This is a genomic window from Mesorhizobium sp. BH1-1-5 (assembly GCF_020165615.1).
Taxonomy (GTDB): domain Bacteria; phylum Pseudomonadota; class Alphaproteobacteria; order Rhizobiales; family Rhizobiaceae; genus Mesorhizobium.
Genome location: NZ_JAIUIM010000039.1, coordinates 23,189 through 47,169, shown reverse-complemented (window position 1 = coordinate 47,169; position 23,981 = coordinate 23,189). Strand labels below are relative to the sequence as shown.

26 protein-coding genes, 1 tRNA gene and 1 pseudogene are annotated in these 23,981 nt (G+C 62.7%); 13 read left to right on the top strand and 15 right to left on the bottom strand.

Annotated elements, in window-relative coordinates:
- The first annotated feature begins 439 nt into the window (after positions 1–439).
- The gene (locus LB572_RS32200) at positions 440–1,606 is read left to right on the top strand and encodes a hypothetical protein (RefSeq protein ID WP_224670623.1); all 1,167 of its coding nucleotides are present in this window, start codon (positions 440–442) and stop codon (positions 1,604–1,606) included.
- A gap of 76 nt (positions 1,607–1,682) precedes the next feature.
- Here the strand turns inward: LB572_RS32200 and LB572_RS32195 are convergent, their stop codons facing one another.
- From LB572_RS32195 to LB572_RS32180, 4 genes are all read right to left on the bottom strand, one after another.
- The gene (locus LB572_RS32195) at positions 1,683–2,171 is read right to left on the bottom strand and encodes an NUDIX hydrolase (protein ID WP_140808497.1); all 489 of its coding nucleotides are present in this window, start codon (positions 2,169–2,171) and stop codon (positions 1,683–1,685) included.
- Positions 2,172–2,369: 198 nt separating this feature from the next.
- Positions 2,370–2,870 carry a xanthine phosphoribosyltransferase gene (gene gpt / locus LB572_RS32190; RefSeq protein WP_095765134.1) on the bottom strand — a complete coding sequence of 167 codons (501 nt, stop codon included), beginning with the start codon at positions 2,868–2,870 and terminating at the stop codon, positions 2,370–2,372.
- 134 nt (positions 2,871–3,004) lie between these two features.
- On the bottom strand, positions 3,005–3,838 hold the full coding sequence (locus LB572_RS32185; RefSeq protein WP_140808495.1) for a universal stress protein: 834 nt from the start codon (positions 3,836–3,838) through the stop codon (positions 3,005–3,007).
- An 86-nt stretch (positions 3,839–3,924) separates the two neighbouring features.
- On the bottom strand, positions 3,925–4,665 hold the full coding sequence (locus LB572_RS32180) for a competence/damage-inducible protein A (protein WP_224670622.1): 741 nt from the start codon (positions 4,663–4,665) through the stop codon (positions 3,925–3,927).
- A gap of 130 nt (positions 4,666–4,795) precedes the next feature.
- Here LB572_RS32180 and LB572_RS32175 point away from each other — a divergent pair, with 130 nt between their 5' ends.
- Complete coding sequence (locus LB572_RS32175) at positions 4,796–5,770, top strand: alpha/beta fold hydrolase (RefSeq protein ID WP_224670621.1); 975 nt, start codon at positions 4,796–4,798, stop codon at positions 5,768–5,770.
- Between the two features lie 178 nt (positions 5,771–5,948).
- Positions 5,949–6,221 carry a hypothetical protein gene (locus LB572_RS32170; protein ID WP_224670620.1) on the top strand — a complete coding sequence of 91 codons (273 nt, stop codon included), beginning with the start codon at positions 5,949–5,951 and terminating at the stop codon, positions 6,219–6,221.
- Positions 6,222–6,290: 69 nt separating this feature from the next.
- Here the strand turns inward: LB572_RS32170 and LB572_RS32165 are convergent, their stop codons facing one another.
- From LB572_RS32165 to LB572_RS32155, 3 genes are all read right to left on the bottom strand, one after another.
- Positions 6,291–6,530: a DUF2188 domain-containing protein gene (locus LB572_RS32165; protein WP_140808487.1), complete on the bottom strand. Its 240-nt coding sequence runs from the start codon at positions 6,528–6,530 to the stop codon at positions 6,291–6,293.
- 123 nt (positions 6,531–6,653) lie between these two features.
- Positions 6,654–6,932, bottom strand: coding sequence for a DUF982 domain-containing protein (locus LB572_RS32160; protein WP_140808485.1), 279 nt, complete (start codon positions 6,930–6,932; stop codon positions 6,654–6,656).
- 165 nt (positions 6,933–7,097) lie between these two features.
- Positions 7,098–8,201: an NADH:flavin oxidoreductase/NADH oxidase gene (locus LB572_RS32155; protein WP_224670619.1), complete on the bottom strand. Its 1,104-nt coding sequence runs from the start codon at positions 8,199–8,201 to the stop codon at positions 7,098–7,100.
- 152 nt (positions 8,202–8,353) lie between these two features.
- Here LB572_RS32155 and LB572_RS32150 point away from each other — a divergent pair, with 152 nt between their 5' ends.
- A complete protein-coding gene (locus LB572_RS32150) occupies positions 8,354–8,932 on the top strand; it encodes an NUDIX domain-containing protein (RefSeq protein WP_140808476.1) in 579 nt (192 codons plus the stop codon).
- Between the two features lie 171 nt (positions 8,933–9,103).
- Positions 9,104–9,982 (top strand): ATP-grasp fold amidoligase family protein, encoded by an 879-nt coding sequence (locus LB572_RS32145; RefSeq protein ID WP_224670618.1) that lies wholly within the window; start codon positions 9,104–9,106, stop codon positions 9,980–9,982.
- Positions 9,983–10,384: 402 nt separating this feature from the next.
- On the opposite strand, the gene LB572_RS32140 is transcribed toward LB572_RS32145, so the two are convergent.
- A complete protein-coding gene (locus LB572_RS32140; protein WP_140808473.1) occupies positions 10,385–10,825 on the bottom strand; it encodes a hypothetical protein in 441 nt (146 codons plus the stop codon).
- Positions 10,826–10,871: 46 nt separating this feature from the next.
- Positions 10,872–10,956 (bottom strand) — tRNA-Leu (locus LB572_RS32135).
- A gap of 415 nt (positions 10,957–11,371) precedes the next feature.
- Here LB572_RS32135 and LB572_RS32130 point away from each other — a divergent pair.
- Positions 11,372–11,599 (top strand): hypothetical protein, encoded by a 228-nt coding sequence (locus LB572_RS32130; protein ID WP_140808471.1) that lies wholly within the window; start codon positions 11,372–11,374, stop codon positions 11,597–11,599.
- 213 nt (positions 11,600–11,812) lie between these two features.
- Here LB572_RS32130 and LB572_RS32125 read toward each other — a convergent pair whose 3' ends face one another.
- A complete protein-coding gene (locus tag LB572_RS32125) occupies positions 11,813–12,784 on the bottom strand; it encodes a sterol desaturase family protein (protein ID WP_140809107.1) in 972 nt (323 codons plus the stop codon).
- A gap of 141 nt (positions 12,785–12,925) precedes the next feature.
- Here LB572_RS32125 and LB572_RS32120 point away from each other — a divergent pair, with 141 nt between their 5' ends.
- Positions 12,926–13,792, top strand: coding sequence for a LysR family transcriptional regulator (locus LB572_RS32120; RefSeq protein WP_224670617.1), 867 nt, complete (start codon positions 12,926–12,928; stop codon positions 13,790–13,792).
- 37 nt (positions 13,793–13,829) lie between these two features.
- Here the strand turns inward: LB572_RS32120 and LB572_RS32115 are convergent, their stop codons facing one another.
- Positions 13,830–14,480, bottom strand: a complete 651-nt coding sequence (locus LB572_RS32115) for an outer membrane protein (RefSeq protein ID WP_224670616.1) — start codon at positions 14,478–14,480, stop codon at positions 13,830–13,832.
- A 160-nt stretch (positions 14,481–14,640) separates the two neighbouring features.
- Here LB572_RS32115 and ade point away from each other — a divergent pair, with 160 nt between their 5' ends.
- Positions 14,641–16,458 (top strand): adenine deaminase, encoded by a 1,818-nt coding sequence (ade, locus tag LB572_RS32110; RefSeq protein WP_224670615.1) that lies wholly within the window; start codon positions 14,641–14,643, stop codon positions 16,456–16,458.
- Between the two features lie 12 nt (positions 16,459–16,470).
- Here the strand turns inward: ade and LB572_RS32105 are convergent, their stop codons facing one another.
- On the bottom strand, positions 16,471–17,634 hold the full coding sequence (locus tag LB572_RS32105; protein ID WP_224670614.1) for an alpha/beta hydrolase: 1,164 nt from the start codon (positions 17,632–17,634) through the stop codon (positions 16,471–16,473).
- A gap of 106 nt (positions 17,635–17,740) precedes the next feature.
- A complete protein-coding gene (locus LB572_RS32100; protein WP_224670613.1) occupies positions 17,741–18,817 on the bottom strand; it encodes an alpha/beta hydrolase in 1,077 nt (358 codons plus the stop codon).
- A 233-nt stretch (positions 18,818–19,050) separates the two neighbouring features.
- Between LB572_RS32100 and ilvA the strand changes: the two genes are divergently transcribed.
- Positions 19,051–20,307 carry a threonine ammonia-lyase IlvA gene (gene ilvA, locus LB572_RS32095; RefSeq protein WP_224670612.1) on the top strand — a complete coding sequence of 419 codons (1,257 nt, stop codon included), beginning with the start codon at positions 19,051–19,053 and terminating at the stop codon, positions 20,305–20,307.
- Positions 20,304–20,863 (top strand): annotated as a pseudogene (locus LB572_RS32090) (DUF1697 domain-containing protein). The gene ilvA and the pseudogene LB572_RS32090 overlap by 4 nt, the downstream one beginning before the upstream one ends.
- Before the next feature lie 35 nt (positions 20,864–20,898).
- Here LB572_RS32090 and LB572_RS32085 read toward each other — a convergent pair.
- Together LB572_RS32085 and gloA are read right to left on the bottom strand one after the other, a co-directional pair.
- Positions 20,899–21,186, bottom strand: coding sequence for a DUF2218 domain-containing protein (locus tag LB572_RS32085; RefSeq protein ID WP_140809090.1), 288 nt, complete (start codon positions 21,184–21,186; stop codon positions 20,899–20,901).
- A 106-nt stretch (positions 21,187–21,292) separates the two neighbouring features.
- Positions 21,293–21,733, bottom strand: coding sequence for a lactoylglutathione lyase (gene gloA, locus LB572_RS32080; protein WP_224670611.1), 441 nt, complete (start codon positions 21,731–21,733; stop codon positions 21,293–21,295).
- A 260-nt stretch (positions 21,734–21,993) separates the two neighbouring features.
- Here gloA and LB572_RS32075 point away from each other — a divergent pair, with 260 nt between their 5' ends.
- From LB572_RS32075 to LB572_RS32065, 3 genes are all read left to right on the top strand, one after another.
- Positions 21,994–22,587: a cold-shock protein gene (locus tag LB572_RS32075; RefSeq protein WP_140809086.1), complete on the top strand. Its 594-nt coding sequence runs from the start codon at positions 21,994–21,996 to the stop codon at positions 22,585–22,587.
- 114 nt (positions 22,588–22,701) lie between these two features.
- On the top strand, positions 22,702–23,196 hold the full coding sequence (locus tag LB572_RS32070; RefSeq protein WP_224670610.1) for a DUF192 domain-containing protein: 495 nt from the start codon (positions 22,702–22,704) through the stop codon (positions 23,194–23,196).
- Positions 23,197–23,211: 15 nt separating this feature from the next.
- Positions 23,212–23,979 carry an alpha/beta fold hydrolase gene (locus LB572_RS32065; RefSeq protein WP_224670609.1) on the top strand — a complete coding sequence of 256 codons (768 nt, stop codon included), beginning with the start codon at positions 23,212–23,214 and terminating at the stop codon, positions 23,977–23,979.
- The last annotated feature ends 2 nt before the right edge of the window (positions 23,980–23,981 follow it).

Genomic DNA, 23,981 nt, shown 5'->3' with positions numbered 1-23,981 from the left:
GCATTTTAGGCATCGTGCCCGGAGTGGCGCCGCGGGGCGGGGGCGGGGCCCTGTCTCTCACAACCCGGCCTGGGCTTGAGCTCGACACCGGTGAACCGGTCGCCTGTGGCTGGCATTTGCAGGGACCGAGCCGAACCTGTCGCCATGACCCGGGCAATCCGTCTGCAGTTCTGCAGCTGCAACCGCTCTCCCGTTATGCGGTTAAGGTGGTTCAATATGTCATTCAAATTACTTTATGTGTATTGAAGTTTTAGAAGGCCCTATTTTAGTTTTTATATATTATCTTGGATTGTAGAAATTATCGGGATGTATTTACAGAAAAGAAAATCGGATGTGGCAGAAGAAGGTCTCTTGGAGACTTTTTTGCAGGAGGCCGACCTTATGGAGATTTTCTTTGGGAAGCACGGCTGCCTTTAGCGCTTTCGTATAGGCATTGACGATGAATCCTGTTTCCGCAAAAGCGGGCCCGGGAAAGGCGGCTGCACCGCCGGCACTGGAATCCCATGGCTCGGTTCGGCCTTTGGCCACCGAGGATCTTGAGCATGTCGCCGCGCTCTTCCTGATGAAGTTTAGGCATCGTCGCAGCCAGCGCGATCGCGCGATCGCACGGACGGCGGACTATATGAGGGAGCTTTACCTTGGCGGTGATGAGAGCAAGGCTCTTGTCCAGATCAACCCGCAGGGCCGCCTGGGCGGCTTCATGGGCGTTCTGAAGGCTGGCTACGAACTCAATGGAAGGGCCTTGAACGCTGCCATCATCGGTCCCTTCATGACCGATTCCAGCACCGATCACGGTTGGGCCGGGCCGCAATTGCTGCGTGCCCTGCATCAAGGCGAATTCGATCTGTACCTGACCGATTCCGCCAACCGGACGTCCTTGGCCTTCGCGCGGCCGATGAAGTATCAGCTCCTGCCGGTGCATTGTCTGGAATGGACCTGTGTTTTCCGACCAGGTGCGATGGGCGCCGCTGTGCTGCGCCGCAAATGGCCCGGCCTGCCTCGCCCGGCACTCGATCTTAGCGCGAGAGCATTCGACGCTCTTGCAAGAGCAAGGTTCGAGCCGTCGCCCCAGCATTCGTCGTCCCAACGGACCCACCGGGAGCCGATCGATGCGGCCCAATTTGCGGAACAACTGCCGATCCTCATGACCGATTACTCCCTTCGGCCGAATTGGAGGGAGGGCGAGTTGCCGCGGCTGCTTGCGCTCGCGGCCGAGAAGCGGGCCGACGGGCCGCTTCATTTCGGCGGGCTCTACGACGAAACGGGCAAGATGCTGGGCTGCCATGCCTTTTACGGCCAGGCCGGCGGCATCGCGAACCTGCTGCAGATCCAGGCGTCCGGATCCCACTGGGGCGCGACGCTGGATGCTCTCATCGCGGCGGCGCGGGATATGGGTTGCGTGGGCATTACCGGGCAGACCCAAAGCAGATTCATGCCTCAACTCTTCGGCTACAAGAACGTCTTCTTCCACTATGCCGGGGGCACGATGGTGCGTTCACGCATCGCCGAGGTCACGGAAGCGGTCCGCTCCAGCGACATCTTCATCGGCGGGTTGATGGGCGATCGCTGGACCCGGCTCAGTTCCGATGATTTCGGCCGCGCCTGAAGATCTTCCGGGATATGACGCAATTCCGGCGCGGAGAGCTACTGCGAAGTCGCCCAGCCTGACCGTTTCCAGTTTCCTAGGCGAACTTATGCGGCGCGGCGCAGAAGCCGGCAATGATCTGGCAAAGGTCGGGTTCGTTGACCATCCGGACGGCTTCGTTCGGGCCGACCCATTTGCGCGTTCGCGCGCGCTTTTCTTTCCAGCGATCCGCGACACGGTCGACATGCAGCGGAAAGACCAAGACCTCGCAAGGCACTTCCTCGCCGGAGGCGAGGACCTTGGCATAGAAATAGCGGCCGGCTTCAAGATGCGAGACCTTGCCGCGCAACCCGGCTTCCTCGCCTGCTTCGCGGGCAGCCGCCTCGCACAGCGGCTCCCTGGCCTCCGGCCAGCCCTTGGGCAGCACCCAGCGCCCGGTGTCACGGCTGGTGATCAGCATGATCTCGACGCCGTTCTCGCCTTCACGCCAAGGCAAGGCGGCAACCTGCAGGCGACAAGGCGCAACGCCGAAGAGCCGCCGGACTCTTTCGGCCATCTGGTTGTGCGTCGTCGGCCTCGTCAACATGGTAAGAAGCTGCCCCCAGCCTCCAGAATCGTTTGCCACCTTAGGAATCTTACGGCGAATTGTGAGCTTTAAAAGTAAAAAACTTCACTCCGTCGGAAAACCCCACCAGAAAAAGTCAATCTCGCAAAGTAGTGGTGCTCGTTAGCTCGACTGCACGATGCAGATTCAGCGAGATTCTCTGGAAGATATGAAGGCCGTTCAGCCGGCGTGATCGTCCGCGATCGGCTTCTGGTAAGTGAAGCCCATGTCCCAGGGAAAGTAGATCCAGGTGTCCTGGCTGACCTCGGTGACGAACGTGTCGACCAGCGGGCGGCCTTTCGGCTTGGCATAAACGGTCGCGAAATGCGCCTTCGGCATCATGGCGCGGACAATGCCGGCCGTCTTGCCGGTGTCGGTCAGGTCATCGATGATCAGCACGCCGGCGCCGTCATCGGCGAGCAGCGGAGGCGAAATCTCCTTCAGCACCTGCAGCTGACCCTGGCTGGTGTAGTCATGGTAAGAGGCGACGCACACCGTCTCGATGACCCGGATGCCGAGCTCGCGCGCGATGATGGCGGCGGGCACAAGGCCGCCGCGGGTGATGCAGACGATGGCTTTCCACTGTCCCTTGTTGGCGCCGGAAAGCCGCCAGGAAAGCGCGCGGGCGTCGCGGTGGAACTGGTCCCATGAGACGGGAAAGGCTTTTTCGGGAAGGGACATGGTTCGCACTCCGCAAGGCGCGCCGTGGCGCTAAAAACACTGGAATGCAGGCGGAATTAGCCGGAAAGCGCCAGGCTTGGCAAGGGGAGGCCGGCGATGGCTGTGGACTTAAAGCGCGTCGCGCTAAAAATGAATCAGCGCGACAGGAAGGCCGCCACGTTCGTGGTGCGCAGCACCGTGCGGGTGACGCCGCCGAACAGAAGCTGGCGCAGCCAGGAATGGCTGTAGGCGCCGAGCACCAGAAGGTCGGCGCCGGATTCGACAATCCTGGCCTGAATCATGTCGTCGACCGAAGTGCCGCCGGATTTCTGCACGCAGACGCTGACATTGGCGCCGTGGCGCGACAGCGCCGCGGCGATCTCGGCGCCGGCGGCTTCCGGAGATTCATCGAGCGTCTCCGGCGGATCGATGACGAGGATGTCCGTCTTGTCGGCCTCGGCGATGAAGGGCAGGGCGTCGAACGCGGCGCGCGCCGCTTCCTTGCTGCCATTCCAGGCCAGCAGCACACGTCGGAAGGTGGTGACCAGCGGCCCGGCATGGGGCACGACCAGCACCGGCCGGCCGGCGTCGTAGACCAGCGTGTCGACATCGGCGCTCGGATCGCCGCCGGCATCGCGCTGCGCGGCGATGATCAGGTCGGCGGCGCGCACGCTCGATATGCCGGTCAGCGCGCTGTCGCCGGAAAAGCTTTCCAGGCTTCGCCATTCGAACGAGAGGCCGGATTCCTCGATCCGCTTCAGGAAATAGGCCTCCAACTTGTCGGCGCGTTCCTTGTTCATCTCGGCCGAGACCTGGAGGAACTCGGTATCGGGGAAGCCGGTGGCCGATGTGTAGGGGACGGGAAGCGCCTCGGCATGGATGCCGACGAGATGGCTCTCGAACCTGTCGGCAAGCGGAAGGGCGCAATCGAGGACGCGCTCGGCGTCCTGTTCGTTCTGCAAGATGGCGACGATTGTCTTGAAGCGCATGACCGGTCCCTCAAATTGTTGCCCTGCGCGTCCGCGCGGCAAAAGGAACGCTTCAGCGCGTTGACTGGTTCCAGCCGAACTGCCGGTCAGCCTGCCTTGGCGAAGCCCGCCACCATCGCCTCGACGTCCTTGCGGGCGGCCTCGAGCGCTTCCTCGCTGCGGGCACGCACGACGAGCTCGGTCCAGAACTTGCCGTCGCCATATTTGGGATACGAGCCGATGATGGTGTCGGGATGCGCTTTCTGGATCTCGGCCAGCGGCCCGCCGATCAGGCCCTCGCCGAAGGGACAGTGTACCGTGGCCGACAGCATCTTCGTGCCGGCCTTGAGCGTCGGCACGACATTGTCGAGCATCGCCTGGAAGATCGACGGCACGCCGGCCATGACATGGACGTTGCCGATGCGGAAGCCCGGCGCGATGGAGACGGGATTGTCGATGTGGTCGGCGCCGCGCGGCATGCGCGCCATGCGCTTGCGCGCTTCGGTGAATTCGATACCGCGACCGGCATAGCTTGCCTCGAGCAGCGCGTAGGCCTTGGCGTCGTATTCGCACGGCACGCCAAAGGCCTTGGCGATGGAGTCGGCGGTGATATCGTCATGGGTGGGGCCGATGCCTCCGGTGGTGAAGACGTAGGTATAGCGGGCGCGCACGGCATTCACCGCGGCAACGATCTCGTCTTCCTCGTCGGCGACGATGCGTACTTCCTTCAGGTCGATGCCGATCGCGGTCATGATGTCGGCGAGGTGGCCGATATTCTTGTCCTTGGTGCGGCCGGAGAGGATCTCGTCGCCGATGACTAGCATGGCGGCGGTGACGATTTCAGGCATGACGGGCTCCGGCGCAAAAGGTCGCCTGAGATAACGCGGCCGGCGGCCGGCCGCAATGCGAAAGCCGGATATCCGCTTGTGGCGGCGGCCGTTGCGAATATGGTGCGGTCGGTCGCCTTGGGGTGAAAACATGCTGATATGGGTTGTCCTGTGGCTGCTTGCCGGCTTGCTCGTTGCGGCGGCGCTTGCCGTGCTCGCCTTGATGCTTGCGACCTGGCGGATCGCGGCGAATGCCGAAAGACTGGTGCCGGCTTGCGGGAAATTCGTCGAGATCGACGGCAACCGCGTCCACTATGTGGAAGAGGGCGATGGCAGGCCGATCGTCTTCGTGCACGGGCTCGGCGCTCAACTCCACCATTTCCGCCACACGCTGTTCGGACGCTTCGGTCCTGGGTACCGGCTGATCGCGCTCGACCGGCCGGGCTCCGGCTATTCGGTTCGGGCAAGCGGCGCGACCGGCAGGCTGCCGGAACAGGCGGACATCGTGCGGCGCTTCATCGAGGAATTGCGCCTGGAGCGGCCTTTGGTCGTCGGCCACTCGCTCGGCGGGGCCATCGCGCTTGCGCTGGCGACCAGGCATCCGGCGGTGATTTCCGGCATTGCGCTGCTCTCGCCGCTGACGCATCTGGAGGCGAGTGGGCGTCAAGGGTTTGATCTGCTCTATGTCCCATCCAGGCTGCTGCGCCGTGTTCTGGCCTATACGGTGGCGATACCGCTCAGCCTTCGCTACGCGCAACCGACGCTGCGGTTCATTTTCGCACCGCAAGCGGTTCCCGTGGACTACATGATCAGCGGGGGCGGATGGCTCGGCCTGCGTCCGTCCCACTATTTCGCCACGTCCACCGATGTCGTGGCCGTGGAGCGGGATCTTGGCGAAATCGAACGGCGCTACCGCGACATAGCGATGCCGGCAGGCATTCTGTTCGGCACCGGCGACCAGGTGATCGGCGAGGCGGTGCATGGCGAACCGATGCTGGACAGGATCGAAGGCCTCGATTTCGAACGGGTCGAGGGTCTCGGCCATATGCCGCAATTTGCGGAGCCTGAACGGGTCGTCGCCTTCATAAAACGGATTGCCCCGCGCGCCTTCGCCGACCCTCATTGACCACAACTGACCTTCGCGGGGTCTTGCGGCTCTTCACGCGGCGTCACGCAAAAGTGTCGGACATTCTGTCCCACCTGGAATTTCCAGTGGAACCTTCGTACTCGACCCAGGGTTTCGTTTGTATCGCTGTGGGGCTTCGGCCCCACGTATTTTGCGATCAAGAGAATGGAGAAATCCGATGCTTACAAGACTTATTGCAGCTTCGGCGCTGGTGCTGGCCATGGGTGGCGCGGCCATGGCGCAGTCGTCAGACGACTGGTGGTGGTGGCACCGCGACCATCGTCCCGCAGCGAGCGAGCAGGTAGACCCCTATACCACAGGCAGCATCAACGGTGGCTCCGGGCTGACTACCTATGGCAGCACAGGCGCCATCGGGCCGTGCGCCGACACGACCCCGGGTCCGGATGCCAACTCGCAACAGAACGTCAACGACCATTACTGCGGCAAGTAGGGTCGCATAGCCGCCGGCGGCCGGTATGAAGCCTTGGGCTTCGCCGGTCGCGGGGGCGCCTGCGCCTTATCAATCAGATACTTCGGTCTGCGGGCGATCGCGGCCATCGGCCAGTTCGTCGTGCCACTTTCCTTCGGAATCCTCATACTGGATGCCGTCGGTGGTCCCGGCTACCTGCTGCTCGGCCGAGGCGATCTCGGCGGCGCGCAGCGCCTCCTGGTGCGTATGGAACGTTTCGGAAAACGTCGAGCCGACCTTGTAGGCCCAGCCGCCATCATGCTCGACGATCTTGTAAGTCAGCTTCGCCATGAAATCCTCCGGTTAAGAAGCCTGCTAGTGCGTTTCACCGTTTCACGGAAACGGTGAAACGCCCCGTCTCCTTGTTATACGCAATTCCGGACGGAAAACCGCTCACACTTTTCCTGGAATTGCTCAATGCAGCTTTGCGTCGGGCAGCCTGTCTTCGGGAACCAGCACTTCCGATTCCCGGGCCGCCTCGACAAGGGCGCGACGCGCGTCCGCTGTCGAACGATAACCTTCCAGCGCCTTGAGGCAAGTGTCGAGAGCATTACGATGGCGCTCGCCGCGATTGAGCGGCCAAACGGTCATCAGGCACTCGGCGGCCTCGCGGGTGCTTCGGATCTGGCGATATTTGCCGACATGGCCGAGTTCGACCACCACCGGCGTTTCAAAGGGCTTGTTGTCCATCATGGCGGCAAACGAAAAGCGGCCAAATTGGTTGCAGTTGTGGCGAGGATCCTGCGCCCAAACGTCTCAGGACCCCGCTGATTTCCGGTTTGTTTCGACGCAATTCCGGACGCAAGGCTACGGCGAGGTCGCCGAGCCTGACCGTTCACACTTTTCCTGGAATTTGCTCTAGCCGGCGGCCTTCATCCAATGCCGCATCGTCGTCACCGAACGCGCCAGCTGCGGCGCCGGATGGATTTCCTCACCGAAGGTCGCCGCCGCGCGCCAGCCCCAGCGCGGGTCGGCGAGGAATGCGCGCGCCAGCGCCACCATGTCGGCACGACCGTCGGCGACGATCGCCTCGGCCTGGCTCGGGTCGTCGATCAGCCCCACGGCGCGCGTCGGGATGCCGGCGCCCTTGCGCACGGCTTCCGCCAGATGCACCTGGTAGCCGGGGCCGGGCGGCACCTGCTGCAGGGGCGAATTGCCGCCGCTCGAGCAGCAGATATAGGCAACGCCCTCGGTCTTCAGCGCCTTGGCCACCTCGATCGCGTCCTCGACGTCGAAACCGCCGTCGACCCATTCCTTCACCGAAAGGCGCGCGCCCAGCATCATGGACGGGGCGGTCTTCCGCACCGCCCTTGCGATCTCGACCGCGAAGCGCATGCGGTTTTCCAGCGACCCGCCCCAGCGGTCCGTCCGCTGGTTGGAAAGCGGCGAAAGGAACTGGAAGATCAGATAGCCATGCGCGGCGTGCAGTTCGGCAAAGTCGAAGCCGGCGCGTACGGCGCGCACGGCCGACTGCGCAAAACGCGCGATGAGCTCCAGAATCTCGCCGTCCTCCAACGCGTGCGGCACATTCCAGCCCGTGTCATAGGCGACAGCCGAGGCCGAAACCGTCTGCCAGGGATCTTCGCCGGGCTGCAGCGGGCCGCCGCCTTCCCAAGGTTTCCTGTTGGAGGCCTTGCGGCCGGCATGAGCCAGTTGGACGCCGAACTTCGTGCCGGGCGCGGCAACGCGCCTGGCGGCGTCGAGCGTGCGCTTGGCGGCCGCCTCGTTGTCGTCGGAATAAAGCCCGAGGCAGCCATGCGAGATGCGCCCGCGCCGCTCGACATCGGTCATCTCGACGGTAACCATGCCTGCGCCCGACATCGCCAGGTTCATCCAGTGATAGAGATGCCAGTCGCTGGCCGAGCCGTCCTCGGCCGAATACTGGCACATAGGCGCAACCGCGATGCGATTGGGGATGGTGAGGCCGCCGAGGGTGATCGGGTGGAAAAGCGATGACGTCATGAAACGGGCTCCTGGAAAGATACCGCTATCTAGGCAGTCGCGGCGCGTCGCGCCAGACACGAGCCGGTGAAACTCCCGCTGGACCAGTCGGTTTCCAGGATTGCGCAGGGGCGTGTTCATCGCTACCCCTTTCCGCCAATACGGAGGTCGTCATGGAAGATCGCATTCGCATTCGTTCCGAGGAGGTGCTCTCGGACGACTGGGCGGTGCTGAAGAAGACGGTGCTCGACTATCGCCGCCGCGACGGGCGATGGGAGACGCAGACCCGCCAGACCTACGATCGCGGCGACGGCGCGGTGATCCTGCCCTTCGATCCGCAGCGCTCGACCGTGCTCCTGGTGCGTCAATTCCGCTTCCCGGCCTACGCCGTGGGCCACCGCGAGCCGCTGATCGAGGCCTGCGCCGGGCTGCTCGACGAAAACGACCCCGAAACCGCCATTCGCAAGGAAGCGGAAGAGGAGCTGGGCTACCGCCTCAAGGATGTCGAGCGGCTGTTCGCGCCGTTCATGAGTCCCGGCAGCGTGACCGAACGGCTCTGGTTCTTCATCGCGCGCTATTCGCCGGCCGACCGCATTTCCGACGGCGGCGGCGCGCCGGAGGAGGGCGAGGACATCGAGGTTCTGGAAATGCCGCTGGACGAGGCGCTGGCCGGCATTGCCGACGGCCGCATCGTCGATGCCAAGACGATCATCCTGATCCAGCACCTGAAGCTCAATCCGATCAAGGTTTGAGACAACGAGGGCGCGGCTGCCCCGCCGGACAACAAAAGTGGTTGTCTTTCCCCTGTGCGTCTGGTGCAATTCCTGGCGATGGGTGGTACGGGGCTTGAGAATCGAACCGGCAACGGGGCGAGGGCGGTTTTAGCCGCCTTCAACCTATGGTTGCTTGTTCGGCACAATCGCATGGCCCGGTATTTCTACCGGCTGCACGGGCGCCTGCCGAATTTGTCGGCCCCTGTCTACTACACGGAGAAGGTGCACTGGCGAAAGATCTTCGATGACGATCCGCGTTTCGCCGTTCTCCTGGACAAGCTGAAATCGAAGGCCTTCGTGTCCGGGCGCGTGCCCTGGCTGACCTTTCCGCCCGTGCTCTGGCAGGGCGCCGACGCGGCCCGGATACCGTTCGATGAACTCACCGCCCCTTACATCGTCAAGTGCAACCACGGCAGCGGCATGAATGCCGTCGTCGCCGACCCGAAGATCGTCGATCGGGCCGGCGTGGTCGCGCAGATGGCGAAATATCTTGGCCGACGCCACGGAACGAACCTCGGCGAGCGGTCGTACTGGCATATCGAGCCCAGGGTCTTTGTCGAACCGCTGATCGGCGCCGCTGAAGCCTATATGCCGACCGATTACAAGTTCTGCGTGGCGGGCGGACGCGTCGTCTATGTCCTGGCCATAGCGGGACGCGCCACGGTCTTGCGGCGCGGCTTTTACGATCGCGATTGGCAACGCCTCGCGATCGCCGAATCCGCGGACGATGCGAGCCTGGATATCCCTCGACCAGTGAGCTTTTCGCGCATGGTCGAGGCGGTCGAGGTGCTGGGCGCCGATTTCGACCTGCTGCGCATCGATCTCTACGAAGAAAACGGCGCGCCCGTCTTCGGGGAATTCACCATCTATCCGCGCAGCGGCCTGTTCCGCTTCGATCCACCTTCATTCGATCTGGCCGTCAGCGAGAAATGGGACCTTGCCCGGTCAGCCTATCTGCGCGACCCGCCAAGCTGGTTTGCCCGATGCTACAAGGCGGTGCTGATGGCGGCGGGCCATATCAAAGCTTGAATGGTCTCGTGTTGGTGCGACTTAGCGGTGAAAATTTCAGCCGGCGATGGTCCTCCCTGGCCAAAGCTGCAGGGGACACAAAGTACGGCCGATCCGAAACATCGCTTGACGGCTTATATCAGGCATCTGAAAAGGGCACGCCTGCGGACGTGGCGGAATTGGTAGACGCAAGGGACTTAAAATATCCCTTGCGTCTACAGCAATGTTTTCAATGGTTTACCTCGGCACCCCGCCTTACCTCTGCACATTCCTGAGTTGCGACGGTTTTCAACCCCTGATTTTGCCGCGCCATCTTATTGAAATCGCGTCGCTATATTTCCTCCATTGAAGCGATCTTCCCACTGCCGATACCGATGCCCACGAAAGGAGAAAATGTGGGAAATCTTGTGGGAACGCCCTCAGTCAGTGCTGCTGCTCTTCGGCCGCTTCGTTTTCGATGGCCACGCGCTTAACCACCTCGGGGGACACATGCATGATGGTAATATCGAAAGCCCGATAGGCCTCATCTGGCGTAATGCCGCGTTCGATTTCCGCCTTCGTCATGCCGTCCTTCAGTTGCTCGTTGCGCAGTTTGGCCAGGATTGATCCAAGCCCATGGTGATGGCCGAAACTCGGCGCGATATATTCGCCTGAGGGCGTCCAGCCGCCGAAGTGCATCGCAAGATGCACATCGTGGAGTTCCTCCGGATCAGACGCGCTAATCCTGACTAACTCTTTGATGAGGTCCTCAATTGCAGCTTTGGTCATGTATGCGGTTACGCCCATGACATCCAATCGCAGCGCCAAGCTGTGCGGCCCGGCCGACATCTTTTTCGCTGGTTTTTTCGTTGGTCGCCTAGCCATGCTTAATTGCCTCCGTGCCGTGATACGTTCTATCCTATGGGAAGCATGGTGCGGGCGGCGGGACTTGAACCCGCATGGCCGAGGCCTCCGGATTTTAAGTCCGGTGTGTATACCAATTTCACCACGCCCGCAGTGCCCGCACATGTACGCGTGGTGTGAGATTTTGCAAAGACCAAGGGAGCATGCTGGCACACTTGATTGTGTGGGAAATATCGTGGGGATTTCCCACGCATGTGGGAGAAACCGGGCTTCACCATCAGCTCGAAGTCCCGGTTTTCCAGACTGTGGAGCGGGAAGCACCGCAGAAAAAAGGACTTAAAATCCCTCGATCTCTGATCGTACGGGTTCGATTCCCGTCGTCCGCACCACTCTTCGAGCTTCCGGTGACATGCCGTACCGAACTCGTTAGGCGGATGTGGTGCCCGCGGCCGTCATGCGTCCTGCGATGTAGATTTAATATTAGCGATGTTTAAAATACCAGGCACTCCAAACCGATCTCATTAGCCTTTGTCTGCGAGCATAAGGCCGGCTTTGATGGTGGGAACCATGCGTGGGGCGGGCTGGATCAGGGGGTTGCGGGAGGCTGAGGCGCGGCAGCTGCGCAGCGAGATCGATCGGCTCGAACGGGGTCTGATCGAGGCGGCCAATTCGAAGGCCAAGTGGAACCTGCATGAGGTCGCGCACACGCTGCGCTGGCAAAAGGCTAAGCTTCGGCGGCTGGAGGAGTGCCTCGACGCGATGCCGGAGGGAAAGACGGCTTCGGACCGGTCCTGACCGGTCCGCGTTTTGCCCGGCTCCGGCGCGAGCAGGGCGTTTGGAAAGTGGCGCGATCGCGGAATTTCGGATTGCTGAAGGAGCGCTAAGTTTGGCCACGCGGCGGATCGATCCGCCGAGGCCGGCGTCTATCAGGCCCCTACCCATTCCCCCGCCCCCTGCGGGCGCCGGCCACCTATTATTCATCCGTCACGGTTGCCGGGAGTGTGACCGCTAGACCCTGCGCCGTTCGGCCAGACGCTTCTTCATCCGTTCCTTTGCTGCGGCGGTCCCATCGTGGAAGGTCCCGAACCATTTGTCCCACGGCACGTCGAGCGTTCCGTAATTCACTTCGAAATAGCGATGGTGGATCTGGTGGTGGAACGTGCCGAGGTCAACGCGCTTGCGCCCTCCGACCCACAATCCCTCGAAGCCGGTGTGCGTCGTGATGGCGTAAAGTCCATAGAACATCAGATGGCAGATCACATGCACCGGATGCGCGGGGGCGATGAAATGGATGAGCACGGAACCGAAATACAAGACGTGTTCGACCGGGTGCATGGAAAGGCCGGACCACGGGCCAACGTCGACGTTGCGATGGTGTAGCGCGTGCATCGGATAGAGCAGTTTCGTGTGCAGAAGACGATGTATCCAGTAGAAATAGAAGCTCTGCCAGATCGGGATCATCAGGAATATCGCGACGAACCACACCGGATTGGAGGACCAGGTGATCGTCGGCGCATAGGCATTGGCCATCGCCCACCAGAGCAGCACCTCATAGGCGGACCAGACCGTCAACCCCGAAGCCAGCGTCCAGAAAATGTTGTCGACAAGCTGATCGTCGAAGTCGAAGGCTCGGCCCTTCCGTGGGTAGGGACGTGGGTCGTATTTCTTGTCGGTGGCCTGCAATTGATAGCGGTGAAAAAACAGATGCAGCCCATGCGCCAGCAGCACAGTGATGATCAAATTGCGCAGCCAGATCACCGCAATCCACCGGCCAGGGGTAGCTGCTTCTGCCAAGGTGGGGCTTGCCCAGTAGTATGCGGCGAAAGCAAGGGCAACGAGGCCGAGATTGATCGAGACGGGCAGCCAGCTTCCGACATACCAGCGAAAGATCTCGATCAGATTGAGAGGCCAACGCCAGATCGGCGCGACTGCAATTGGCAATTTGTCCGGGACGTGGTTCCATTCCTTCCTGTCTGACATCGTGTACCTTTCCTTCCGTAGGCAACGACTGCCACGGCTATTCGGCTGCCACGATTGCCCGAGCCTATTGACAACACAAACAATGCCTTTTTCTGTATAGGCTTAATTTTCATTGCAGGTTGGCCTGTGAAAGCGCCTCACGTGACCTGGCTCAGGGCTTTTGAAGCCTCGGCGCGGCACAACAGCTTCAGCGCCGCAGCCGAGGAGCTGAATCTGACGGCGGCTGCCGTCAGCCAGCAGATCAGGCTGCTGGAGAAGCAACTCGGGGTTCGGCTTTTCGATCGATTGCCTCGCGGCGTTGCTTTGACCGATATCGGGCAGGCCTATGCGCTGCCGGTTCGAAAATCCTTTTCCGATCTGCAGCAAGCGACCGAGGGCCTGTTCGCGCGGCTGCAAAGGCGTGTCGTGCGCGTACGTGCTTCGATCTCCTGGGCCGCGCTGGTGCTAGCACCAAGGCTGGCTGAGTTTCGCGAACTGCATCCCGAGATCGACCTACGGCTTTCCACGTTTGTCTGGGCCGACCGTTTTGAAATGGACAACAGCGATGTGGACATTCGTTGGGGATATGGCGACTGGGCGGATGGAGTGGCAGAACGGCTCGTCCACGAACACGCGATCCTGGTGTGCCACCCAACGGACGCCTTGAAGCTGGGTTGCGGACAAGGCACCCCCGACTTCTCAGGTACACGCGTTCATCAGGTTATCGGTTTCGAAAGCGAATGGCAGCGCCTGTCGGAGCATTTCAATCAAGCGCTGCCGGCCCGGCTGATGACAGCCAGGTACGATTCCTCGCTGCTCGCTGTTCTGGCGATGATTTCAGGCGGTGGGGCAATGATCCTTCTGGAAAGCTTTGCCAGGCCGTTCCTGGAATCGGGTCAGCTTGTCGCGCCATTCAGCTACCGGCTGCCGATGAACGGCGCCCATTATCTGGTTCAACCCGAGGGCGGCAGCGGGAGGCTGGACGCGCAGGCCTTCTGTCGCTGGGCATCGGCGCTTTATTCGTCGTAAGCAACCACTGCCGATGCCTGTGGGTTCAGCTCGCTTTTCAGAACTTGTAGCTGAAATTCACGCCCAGCGTCTGCAGCTTCACGTCCTCGGTGAAGGTGTCCGAAGCGTCGAAATGCTCCTTGCCGAAGTCGTAGTAGCGGTATTGCGCGCCGACCACGACATTGCTGGTCAAGGCGTAGTCGACGCCGGCGCCGAGCGTCCAGCCGGTGCTGGTGCGGGTTCGGGCAAAGGCCGTGCCTGCCGCCTGCGAGGTCTCGATGCCGGCGAAAGCGACGCCGCCGATGCCATAGATCAGCACGCGATCCATGGCATAGCCGGCCTTGGCATTGATCGATCCGAACCACTTGATGTCGGTGCCGAACGCGTTTGCCGGCCCGGCGGTGCCGTCGATCGAGGCGTAGTTGAGATCGGCCTCGGCGCCGATCACGGCCTGGTCGAACTGCCAGAGCCCCGCGACATGGCCGCCGACGAAACCGCCATCGATGTCGGGCTTTAACGAAAACGGGCCGCCATCGTCGCCGGTGATCTCCGATCGGCCCCAACCATAGCCGGCCTGCATGCCGGCATAATAGCCGGTCCAGTCGAAACCGGGCGCGGTCATCGGCAGATCGCCAGCCAAATCCGCCGCCCCGGCAGACGCGGACAGCAGGGCAAGAAAACCGGCACTGGCGAGCGTCAGTCGACGCATCGGGCGCTCCGAAATGGCGGTTTCGAAAGACTCCTCGGCGCAAACTAGCCCCATTCGCCGCGAAACGGAATTGCATCTCTGCAACAGTGGTTTACGACCTGACGCTCTGGCTCCGGGCGCCGACATTTGCCAAACTGGCCCATACAGAGGACTCAAGCCAATGACGAACGCCAAGCCGACAAGCGCCGCAAAGCCAAAGCCGTGGACGGAGGTTGCGACACATCTGGTCGATGTCGCGATGGGACGAAAGCCCGCGGATCTGGTCATCCGCAACGGTCGCTGGGTGAATGTGCATTCGGGCGAGATCATCCCCGGCACCGATATCGCGATCGCCGCCGGCCGCTTCGCCTATTGCGGGCCGAACGCCGGCCATGCCATCGGGCAGGGGACCAAGGTGGTCGATGCCGGCGGGCGCTATCTGGTGCCCGGCCTGTGCGACGCCCACATGCATGTCGAGAGCGGCATGGTGACAGTGACGGAATTCTGCCGTGCGGTCATCCCGCATGGCACCACCTCGATGTTCATCGATCCCCACGAGATCGCCAATGTGCTTGGACTGCCGGGCGTGCGCCTGATGCATGACGAGGCGGTCGCGATGCCGATCAACGTGCATGTGCAGATGCCGTCCTGCGTGCCTTCGGCGCCGGGGCTGGAACATGCCGGCGCCGAATTGACGGTCGCCGACGTCGCCGAGGCCATGACCTGGGAAAACATCATCGGCCTCGGCGAGGTGATGAATTTCCCCGGCGTCGCCGCCAACAATCCGGTGATGTCGGGCGAGATCGCCGAGACGGTCAAGGCCGGCAAGACGGTCGGCGGGCATTATGCATCGCCCGATCTCGGCCTGCCTTTCCACGGCTATGTCGCGGGCGGGGCGGAAGACGACCATGAGGGCACGCGCGCCGATGACGCGATCGCGCGCGTGCGCCAGGGCATGAAGGCGATGCTCCGGCTGGGGTCAGCCTGGTACGACGTCGCGGCGCAGATCAAGGCGGTGACGGAAGGCGGCATCGACCCGCGCAACTTCATCCTGTGCACCGATGACAGCCATTCCGGCACGCTGGTGCATGAAGGCCACATGGACCGGGTGGTGCGGCACGCTATCAGCCAGGGGCTGAAGCCGGTGACGGCGATCCAGATGGCGACGCTCAACACCGCGCTGCATTTCAGGCTGGAGCGCGAGATTGGCTCCATCGCGCCTGGACGACTGGCCGATCTCCTGATCGTCTCGGACCTTGCCCGGATGACCATAGACGAGGTCTATGGCCGCGGCGTGCGGCTGGCGAAGGCCGGCAAGCTGGAGATCGACATCCCCGCCTATGACTATCCGCGATCCGCGAAGAACACGGTCAAGCTCGGCAAGAAGCTTGCGGCGAAGGATTTCGACATTTCCGCGCCGCAAGGCGCCAACGAGGTGCGGGCGCGGGTGATCGGCGTGATCGAGAACCAGGCGCCGACGCGGGCCCTGGAGGCTGACCTGCCGGTCGAGGACGGGCTGGTCGCCATGGACCGCCGCAACGACATCTGCCAGATCGCCCTGGTCGAGCGGCATCGCGGCACGGGCGGCGTCACCAACGCCTTCGTCTCCGGCTTCGGCTATGTGGAGGACTGCGCGATGGCGTCCAGCGTGGCGCATGACGCGCACCACATCATCGTCGTCGGCACCAACAAGGAGGACATGGCCTTGGCCGTCAACCGGCTGAGCGAGGTCGGCGGCGGCGTGGTGCTTTACTCCAAGGGCAAGGAACTGGCGCTGGTCGAGATGCCGATCGCCGGCCTGATGTCCGACGAACGCGCCGAGATCGTCGCGGCGAAGGCCGAGCAACTGACCGAGGCCATGCGCAAGGTCGGCTGCTCGCTCAACAACGCCTATATGCAGCACTCGCTGCTGGCGCTGGTGGTCATTCCGGAACTCAGGATTTCCGACGTCGGCCTGGTCGACGTGACGACGTTCCAGAAGGTCGATCTGTTTATCTGAGGCGCTCGTCGGCTATCCGCCGGTCGCGATGGTCAGCACCCTGAACGGCGTGGTGATGACGACCTCGGCGACCGAACCGACCGCCTTGCCGAGACCTTGGCCGATATTGTTGAGCTGTGTCGGGTCGGGCTCGTCCGAAGCAAGGCCGGCCGGCGTGCGCAGCCGGTTGCCCAGCAATTGCACCAGGATCGGGTTGTCGGCGAACTTGGCGTGGTTCAGGCCGCCGTCGCCGCCCTTGGCCTTGGTCAGGTCGACGACCGTCACGCCATAATTGGCGAGATCGGCCGCGTCGCCATAGTCGCCGACACGCGGCTTGTCGCCGGAAATGAAACTCGACAGCTTCAGCGCCCGGTCGTCGCCCGACAGCAGGATGGCGAAGGGCTTGTCGGGCTTGCCGTAGCGGATCATCTGCTTCTTGAAGACATCGACGTCGATGTCGGGCGAGGCAAGGATGACGTAGCCGAGCTTGCCGCCGAGATCGCGGTCGCCGGTGATGGCGAGCTGGCGCAGCGCCTCCATCGTCAGCCAGGTGCCCATCGAATGGGCGATGATGTCGATGCTCTTGACCTTCGTCTTGGCAAGCATCCTGAGCGTCGCCTCGAGGTCGTCGCGCGCGGCGGTCGAGCTGTCCTTGTCGTAGATATAGCCGGTCGTCTTGGCGCTCGATGCCCATGAGAACAGCACCGGCGTTCCAGGATATTTGGTGTCATGCGCGATCTGGGTCAGCCGATAGATGCCGTCGTCAAAGCCGTTGTTGAAGCCATGCACGAACACCAAAGCGCGGTCGCCGCGCATGGAAATGTCGGCGCCGACCGCCTTGGCGAATTGCTGCGCGTCGCCATAGTGGACGACGTCGGTGGCGGTGAACTGCTTGGCCGGGTTGCTATCGGCCGACCCTTTGGCGCGCTCGATTGCGCCGACCTGATGGATCTTGGGCACCGTGACGTCGACGCGGGCGTAGCTGGTGGTCAGCGAACGGTCGCCGTCGAACACCTGGCGGGGATCCTTGGTCGCCTGCTGGCGGGTGGTGGCGACGAAGATCTCGTGCGTGGCGGCAATGTCGGAGGCAGGCGCCGCGACCGCCTTGCGGTTGAGCAGATCGTGCGTGGGACCGGCGCAGCCGGCGAGGGTGAGCGCTAAGGCAAGGCCGACAACGATCTTCGCATGCACAGTCACCCGGGATCCCCCAAGGGCGGCAAACCTCTCTATTACTTCGATAAAGCCAGAGGGCTGCCGGGTCCAGTTCAAAGTCCATGCGATGCGGAAACCCGCACCGATAGGGTTACTGCGCGGCGAGTTGTCGGATGCGATCGGTCACGTCGCGATCGCTGGCAAAGCCGTCGTCCTCGCGCAGCCGCTGTCCGATCATCTGCACCATCATCGGATTGTCGGCGAATTTGGTGTGGTTGAAACTGTCCGCGCCCTTGACCTTGGAGAGGTCGACCACCGTGACGCCATAGGAGGCGAGGTCGGCGGCATCCCGATAATCGCCGACGCGCGGCCGCGAGCCGGCGATCAGGCCGGAAAGCCTGAGCGCCCGGTCGTCATCCGACAGAAGCAGGATGAAGGGCTTGTCCGGCTTGCCGTAGCGGCGCATCTGGCTCTTGAAGACGTCGACATCGATGTCGGGCGAGGCGAGCACCACGTCGCCGAGCTTGCCGCTGAGGTCGCGGTCGCCGGTGATGGCGAGCTGGCGCAGCGTTTCCATCGTCACCCAGGTTCCCATCGAATGGGCGACGATGTCGATGCGCCGGGCGCCGGTCTGCGCCAGCATCCGCAGCGTCACTTCCAACTGGTCGCGAGCGGCGGCGGCACTTTCCTTGTCATAGACATAGTCGGTGGTCTTGGCGCCGGAAGCCCAGGAGAACAGCACCGGCGTGCCCGGATAGCCGGAATCGTGGACGATCTGGGTCAGCCGGTAGACGGCATCGTCGAAGCCGGTGTTGTAGCCGTGGACGAAGACCATGACGCGGCCGCCGCGGGCGTCGATGTCGGCATTGAGAGCGCTTGCGAATTTCGGCTGCGTGTCGTAGCCGACGACTTCGGAGGCCATGAAATATTTCGTCGGGTCGTTCGATTTGCCGCGCGAGCGGCGCTCGATCTGACCGGTCTGATGAATGGGGGGAACGGTGACGTTGACGCGCGCATAGTTGAGCGTCGCCGAGCGCTCGCCGTCGAAGACCTTGTTCGGGTCGTCGGAGCGCTTGCGCGTGGTGGTGATGAAGATCGAGTGGTTGCCGGCGATCTCGGTCGCCGTCGTCGGCACGACAACGCTGCCCAGGATTTCCTGCGTCTGGTGGCCCGCGCAGCCCGCAATTAGCAGGGCAAGGGCAATGATCAGAATTGTCTTCAACCGCACGTCGACACTTTCACTGGCAATTCCACCTGGCCATAATCGGCCATCCACCTCCGCGGAAATCTCCCGGACAGCCGAAGTGCGGCTAAAGTAAGTCGTGTCCAGCCGAAATTGGCTCAACGCCGGGCGACGGCCACCGCACTGTTGCGCGAAAGCCAAAAGGGCGGCAGGAAGGTTGCCGGCGTGGGCCATGGCTATCCTGGCGCATGCGGCAGCGATCAAATGAGGGACTTGTGGTGAACAGCTTTTCCGCCCGCGTTGCCGTGGCTGCCGAGGCGATCCGCGGAATCTTTCCGGAAACGCCGCTGCAGGAGAACGACTATCTGTCGAAGAAGACAGGCGCCCGCATCCTTTTGAAGCGGGAGGACCTGACGCCGGTGCGCTCCTACAAGATCAGGGGCGCCTTCAATTTCTTCCGCAAGGCGCTCGCCGCCGGCAACAATGCCGAGCTGTTCGTCTGCGCCTCGGCAGGCAATCACGCCCAGGGCTTTGCCTTCGTCTGCCGCCATTTCGGCAAGAAGGGCGTCGTGTTCATGCCGGTGACGACGCCGCAGCAGAAGATCGACAAGACGCGGCTGTTCGGCGGCGAATTCGTCGAGATCAGGCTGGTCGGCGACTTCTTCGACGATTGCTACCGCGCCGCCTTCGAATTCACCGAGGCGGCCGGCGCGCATATGGTGCCGCCCTTCGACCACAAGGACATCATCGAGGGCCAGGCGACGGTCGCCTATGAGGTCGCGGCGCAGATGCCGGGCGGGCGGACACCCGACATCGTCATGCTGCCGGTTGGCGGCGGTGGCCTCGCTGCCGGTGTGACGCACTATTTCGCCGACCAGCATCGCGACCCGCGCTTCGTGTTCTGCGAGCCGGCGGGCGCGCCGAGCCTCGCCGAGAGCCTTGCCGGCGGCAAGCGGGTCAGGCTCGCCAAGGTCGACAATTTCGTCGATGGCGCCGCGGTGGCCGAGATCGGCCGCGAGCCGCTGCGCCATCTCAAGGACTTCACCGCCGATGCCGTCCGGCTGGTGCCGGAGAACCGGCTCTGCGCCACCATGATCGAGATGCTGAATGTCGAGGGCGTGGTGCTGGAGCCGGCCGGCGCGCTGGCGATCGACGCGCTCAAGGATTTTTCGCGCAAGGAGATCAGGGGCAAGACGATCGTCGCGGTCGTGTCCGGCGGCAATTTCGACTTCGAGCGGCTGCCGGACGTGAAGGAGAGGGCGCTGCGCTTCGAGGGGCTGAAGAAGTATTTCATCATCCGCTTCCCGCAGCGGCCGGGGGCGCTGCGCGATTTCCTCGAAATGCTCGGTCCCGACGATGACATCGCCCGCTTCGAGTATCTGAAAAAGTCGGCGCGCAATTTCGGTTCGGTGCTTATCGGCATCGAAACCAAGGACTGGCGCAATTTCGACCTGCTGAAGGCGAACTTCGACGCCGAGGGCGTGCAGTATCAGGACATCACCGACAACGAGACGCTGGCGGGGTTCATCATATGAGCGCAAAACAAGGCACGGTCTTCGTCGCGCTGTTTTCCGGCATCAATGTCGGCGGCAACCGCATCGTCAAAATGGCGGAGCTCAAAGCCTTCTTCGAAGGCCTCGGCTTTGCCGACGTCGCGACCTATGTGCAGAGCGGGAATGTCGTGTTCCGGGCGAAAAGGGGGGATTCGGCGGCACTCGCCAAGGAAGTCGAGGCGGCCTTCGAGAAGAAGTGGGCTTCAACTCTCGCATCATGGTGCGCGATGCCGGCTGGTTCGAGCGGCTGGTGAAGGACAACCCCTATCCCGAGGTCGCCGGCGAACCAACCAAGCTGCATGCCTACTCGCTGGAGCGCGAGCCGACCGCCGAGGAGGCGCAGCGGCTCGCCGACAAATGCACCGGCCCCGAGCGCTTCGAGATCAAGGGCGACGTGCTTTACCTCAATGCGCCGGATGGGCTCGGCAAATCGGTCTTCGCCAACCTCATCCCGCGCACGCTGAAAGTACCGGGAACGGCGCGCAATTGGCGCAGCGTGCTGGCGTTGCTGGAAATGGCCGGCAAGGCCGGCGGCTGATTGTTCGAGGCACTCTTCCCGAAATTGCCCCCGGCTCACGCCGCCTTTTGCCAGTCGAAGCTCAATTCCTCGCGGAAGGCGAAGCGCTTGATGTGGTCGGCGACCACGCTCTCCAGCCGCTCCAGCGAAGCTTCGTCGTCGGCGGCCAAAGCGATGTGCAGCGCCTGGTCGTCGGCGTCCATCACGGTGCGGCCGATCGAGAGCTGGATGGCGCCGTGCTGCGGGTCGAACTCGACTGGGAATTTATGCGACCAGTGCTTGCAGAGCTGCTGCAGATAGCGGCTGGCATGTTCGGTGGCGACATCGGCGCGGCTGGTCGGCATGAAATTCTCCTGGCGGATGAAGAAACGCCAGCCTGAACGAGGCTGGCGCCAATTCCCGATAGATAGGCACGGCCTGGCGAAACGCCAGAGCGGTTGACCGCCGGCTTTACCAGACGCCGGTGTTCGCCATCGAGGCCCACGGTTCGGCCTTCGCCTTGGCGGGACCCTTCTGCAGCAGCTCGATCGAGATGCCGTCCGGCGAGCGGATGAAGGCCATGTTGCCGTCGCGCGGCGGACGATTGATGGTCACGCCATTGTCCATCAGCTTCTGGCAGGTGGCGTAGATGTCGTCGACCTCGTAGGCGAGGTGGCCGAAATTGCGGCCGCCCTTATAGTCTTCAGGGTCCCAATTGTAGGTCAGCTCGACCAGCGGGGCCTTTTCGTCGATGCCGCTCTGCTCATCTTCGGATGCGGCGAGGAAGACCAGCGTGTAGCGGCCCTGCTCGTTTTCGTAGCGGCGCACCTCCTTCAGGCCGAGCTTGTTGCAGTAGAAATCGAGCGACTGGTCGATATCGGCAACGCGGACCATTGTGTGCAGATAGCGCATGGCGGCTTCCTCAAACTGTTGGGGTTGCGGGGCACCATAGGGGCCACCCGGTGAAAGGGCAATCGTCCGACAATAGCGGCGCGGAGCCGATTTCGGGCCTACCTGCTTTGTCTTGCGCAAGCGCCGGCAAACGACATTTCAGCCTTTCCGGTGCTGAACGGTGAAAAAAGGCACGTCAGCCCTTGCACACCCTGGAAGTCGCAGTGTTAATCTCTTGGCAAGAATCAGTTGCGGTTCAGTTGCAAAAAGGGGGCATTCTTATGGGGGAAAAAGCCTCTTTCACGAGGCGGGACGGAAGCCTTGACGACGCCTTGCAGCGAGACAATGGCGGCGATCCCGCCGAGTTTGTCGAAATCGCCGGCGCTATCAAATGGTTCGACGTGGCCAAGGGCTACGGCTTCATTCTTCCGGACGACGGCGTCTCGGGCGATATCCTCCTCCATGTGACGTGTCTTCGAAGGGACGGCTTCCAGACGGCGCTCGAAGGCGCGCGGGTCGTCTGCCTGGTCAAACAGGGCGACCGCGGCTTGCAGGCTTTCCGTGTTCTTTCCATGGACGCCTCGACGGCTGTCCATCCGGCAGAGCAGGAACAGCGCACCCACGTTACCGTCAACCCGGAGAGCGGCCTCGAGCGGGCCCTGGTCAAGTGGTTCAACCGCACCAAGGGTTTCGGCTTCCTGACGCGGGGCGAGGGAACGGAAGACATCTTCGTCCACATGGAGACGCTGCGGCGCTACGGCATAACCGAGCTTCGGCCCGGGCAGGTCGTGCTGGTCCGCTTCGGACGCGGCGACAAAGGCCTTATGGCCGCCGAAATCCACCCCGATATGGGTACCTTGTCGGTCTCGCACTGAGGGGCTGTCGACGCAGTCGAAAAGTCCCTTTGCCGTGGCACGACCAACTTGTCCGAAAACCGGTTCCACTTGTCCGGATCATGGTTTAGGACGAGCGTCTGGACGAGGTACCCCATGGCTCATCGCAATTGGCTGACTGCGGGCGCGCTCTGCGCCGTGATCGTTTTCGCCGCCTGTTTTATCGCCGCGAAGCCGAGTTCGGCGGATGCGATGCTGCTGCCCATCGACCGGACGCCGCTTGTGGTGTCGACCGGTTCGGGCGAGCGCTCCTTCTCCATCGAGATCGCCGACACCTCCGCCGAACGTGAGGCGGGACTGATGTTTCGCCGGACGATGGGCGACGATCACGGCATGTTGTTCGTCTTCGAAAGAACGGACGAGGTGGATTTCTGGATGAAGAACACGCCGATGGCGCTCGACCTCATCTTCGTCGGCCAGGACGGCAGGATCAAAGCCATCAGGCGCGGCGAGCCCGAATCGGAAGCGATCATCTCGCCTGGGCAGCCGGTGCGCTTCGTGCTTGAGCTGAAGGCGGGCACCGCAGCCAAGGACGGCATCAAGGAAGGCGATCTTTTGCGTCATCCGTCTATCGGCTCCAGTTCCAACTGAGAAGCAGCTCCGCCGATGGATTTCTTTTCGCATGACGGTTTCGAACTCGCTTATCTCGATCGCCAGCCGGCATCGGGGCAGGGCGATCCCGTGCTGATGATCCACGGCTTTGCCTCCAGCCACTATGTCAACTGGGTATCGCCGGGCTGGTTCAAGACGCTGAACGACGCCGGCTACCGGGCGATCGCCTTCGACCATCGCGGCCACGGCTCGTCGTCCAAGAGCTATGACGAGGCCGATTACACGCCGGAAAAAATGGCCTCTGACGCCGCCGCGCTGCTCGACCGTCTCGGCATCGAGCGCGCCCATGTCATGGGCTATTCGATGGGCGCGCGCGTCTCGGCTTTCCTGGCGCTCTCCGATCCTCAGAAGGTTGCGACGCTGGTGTTCGGCGGCCTCGGCATCGGCGTGGTCGACGGTGTCGGCGACTGGGATCCGATCGCGGCGGCCCTGCTGGCGGAGGATCCCACACAAACCACGCATCCGCGCGGCCGTTCGTTCCGCGCCTTCGCCGACCAGACGCGCAGCGACCGTCGCGCGCTTGCGGCTTGCATCGCGAAGTCGCGCGAACTGCTCAGCGAGGACGATATGGCGCGCATCGCCCAGCCGACGCTGATCGCCGTCGGCACCAAGGACGATATCGGCGGCTCGCCGGACGAGCTTGCCGCCCTGATGCCGAACGCCAGGGCGTTTCACATCGAGGGCCGCGACCACATGCTGGCCGTCGGCGACAAGAGCTTCAAGCAGCGCGTGCTCGAGTTCTACGCCGAAAACCCGCTCTGAGC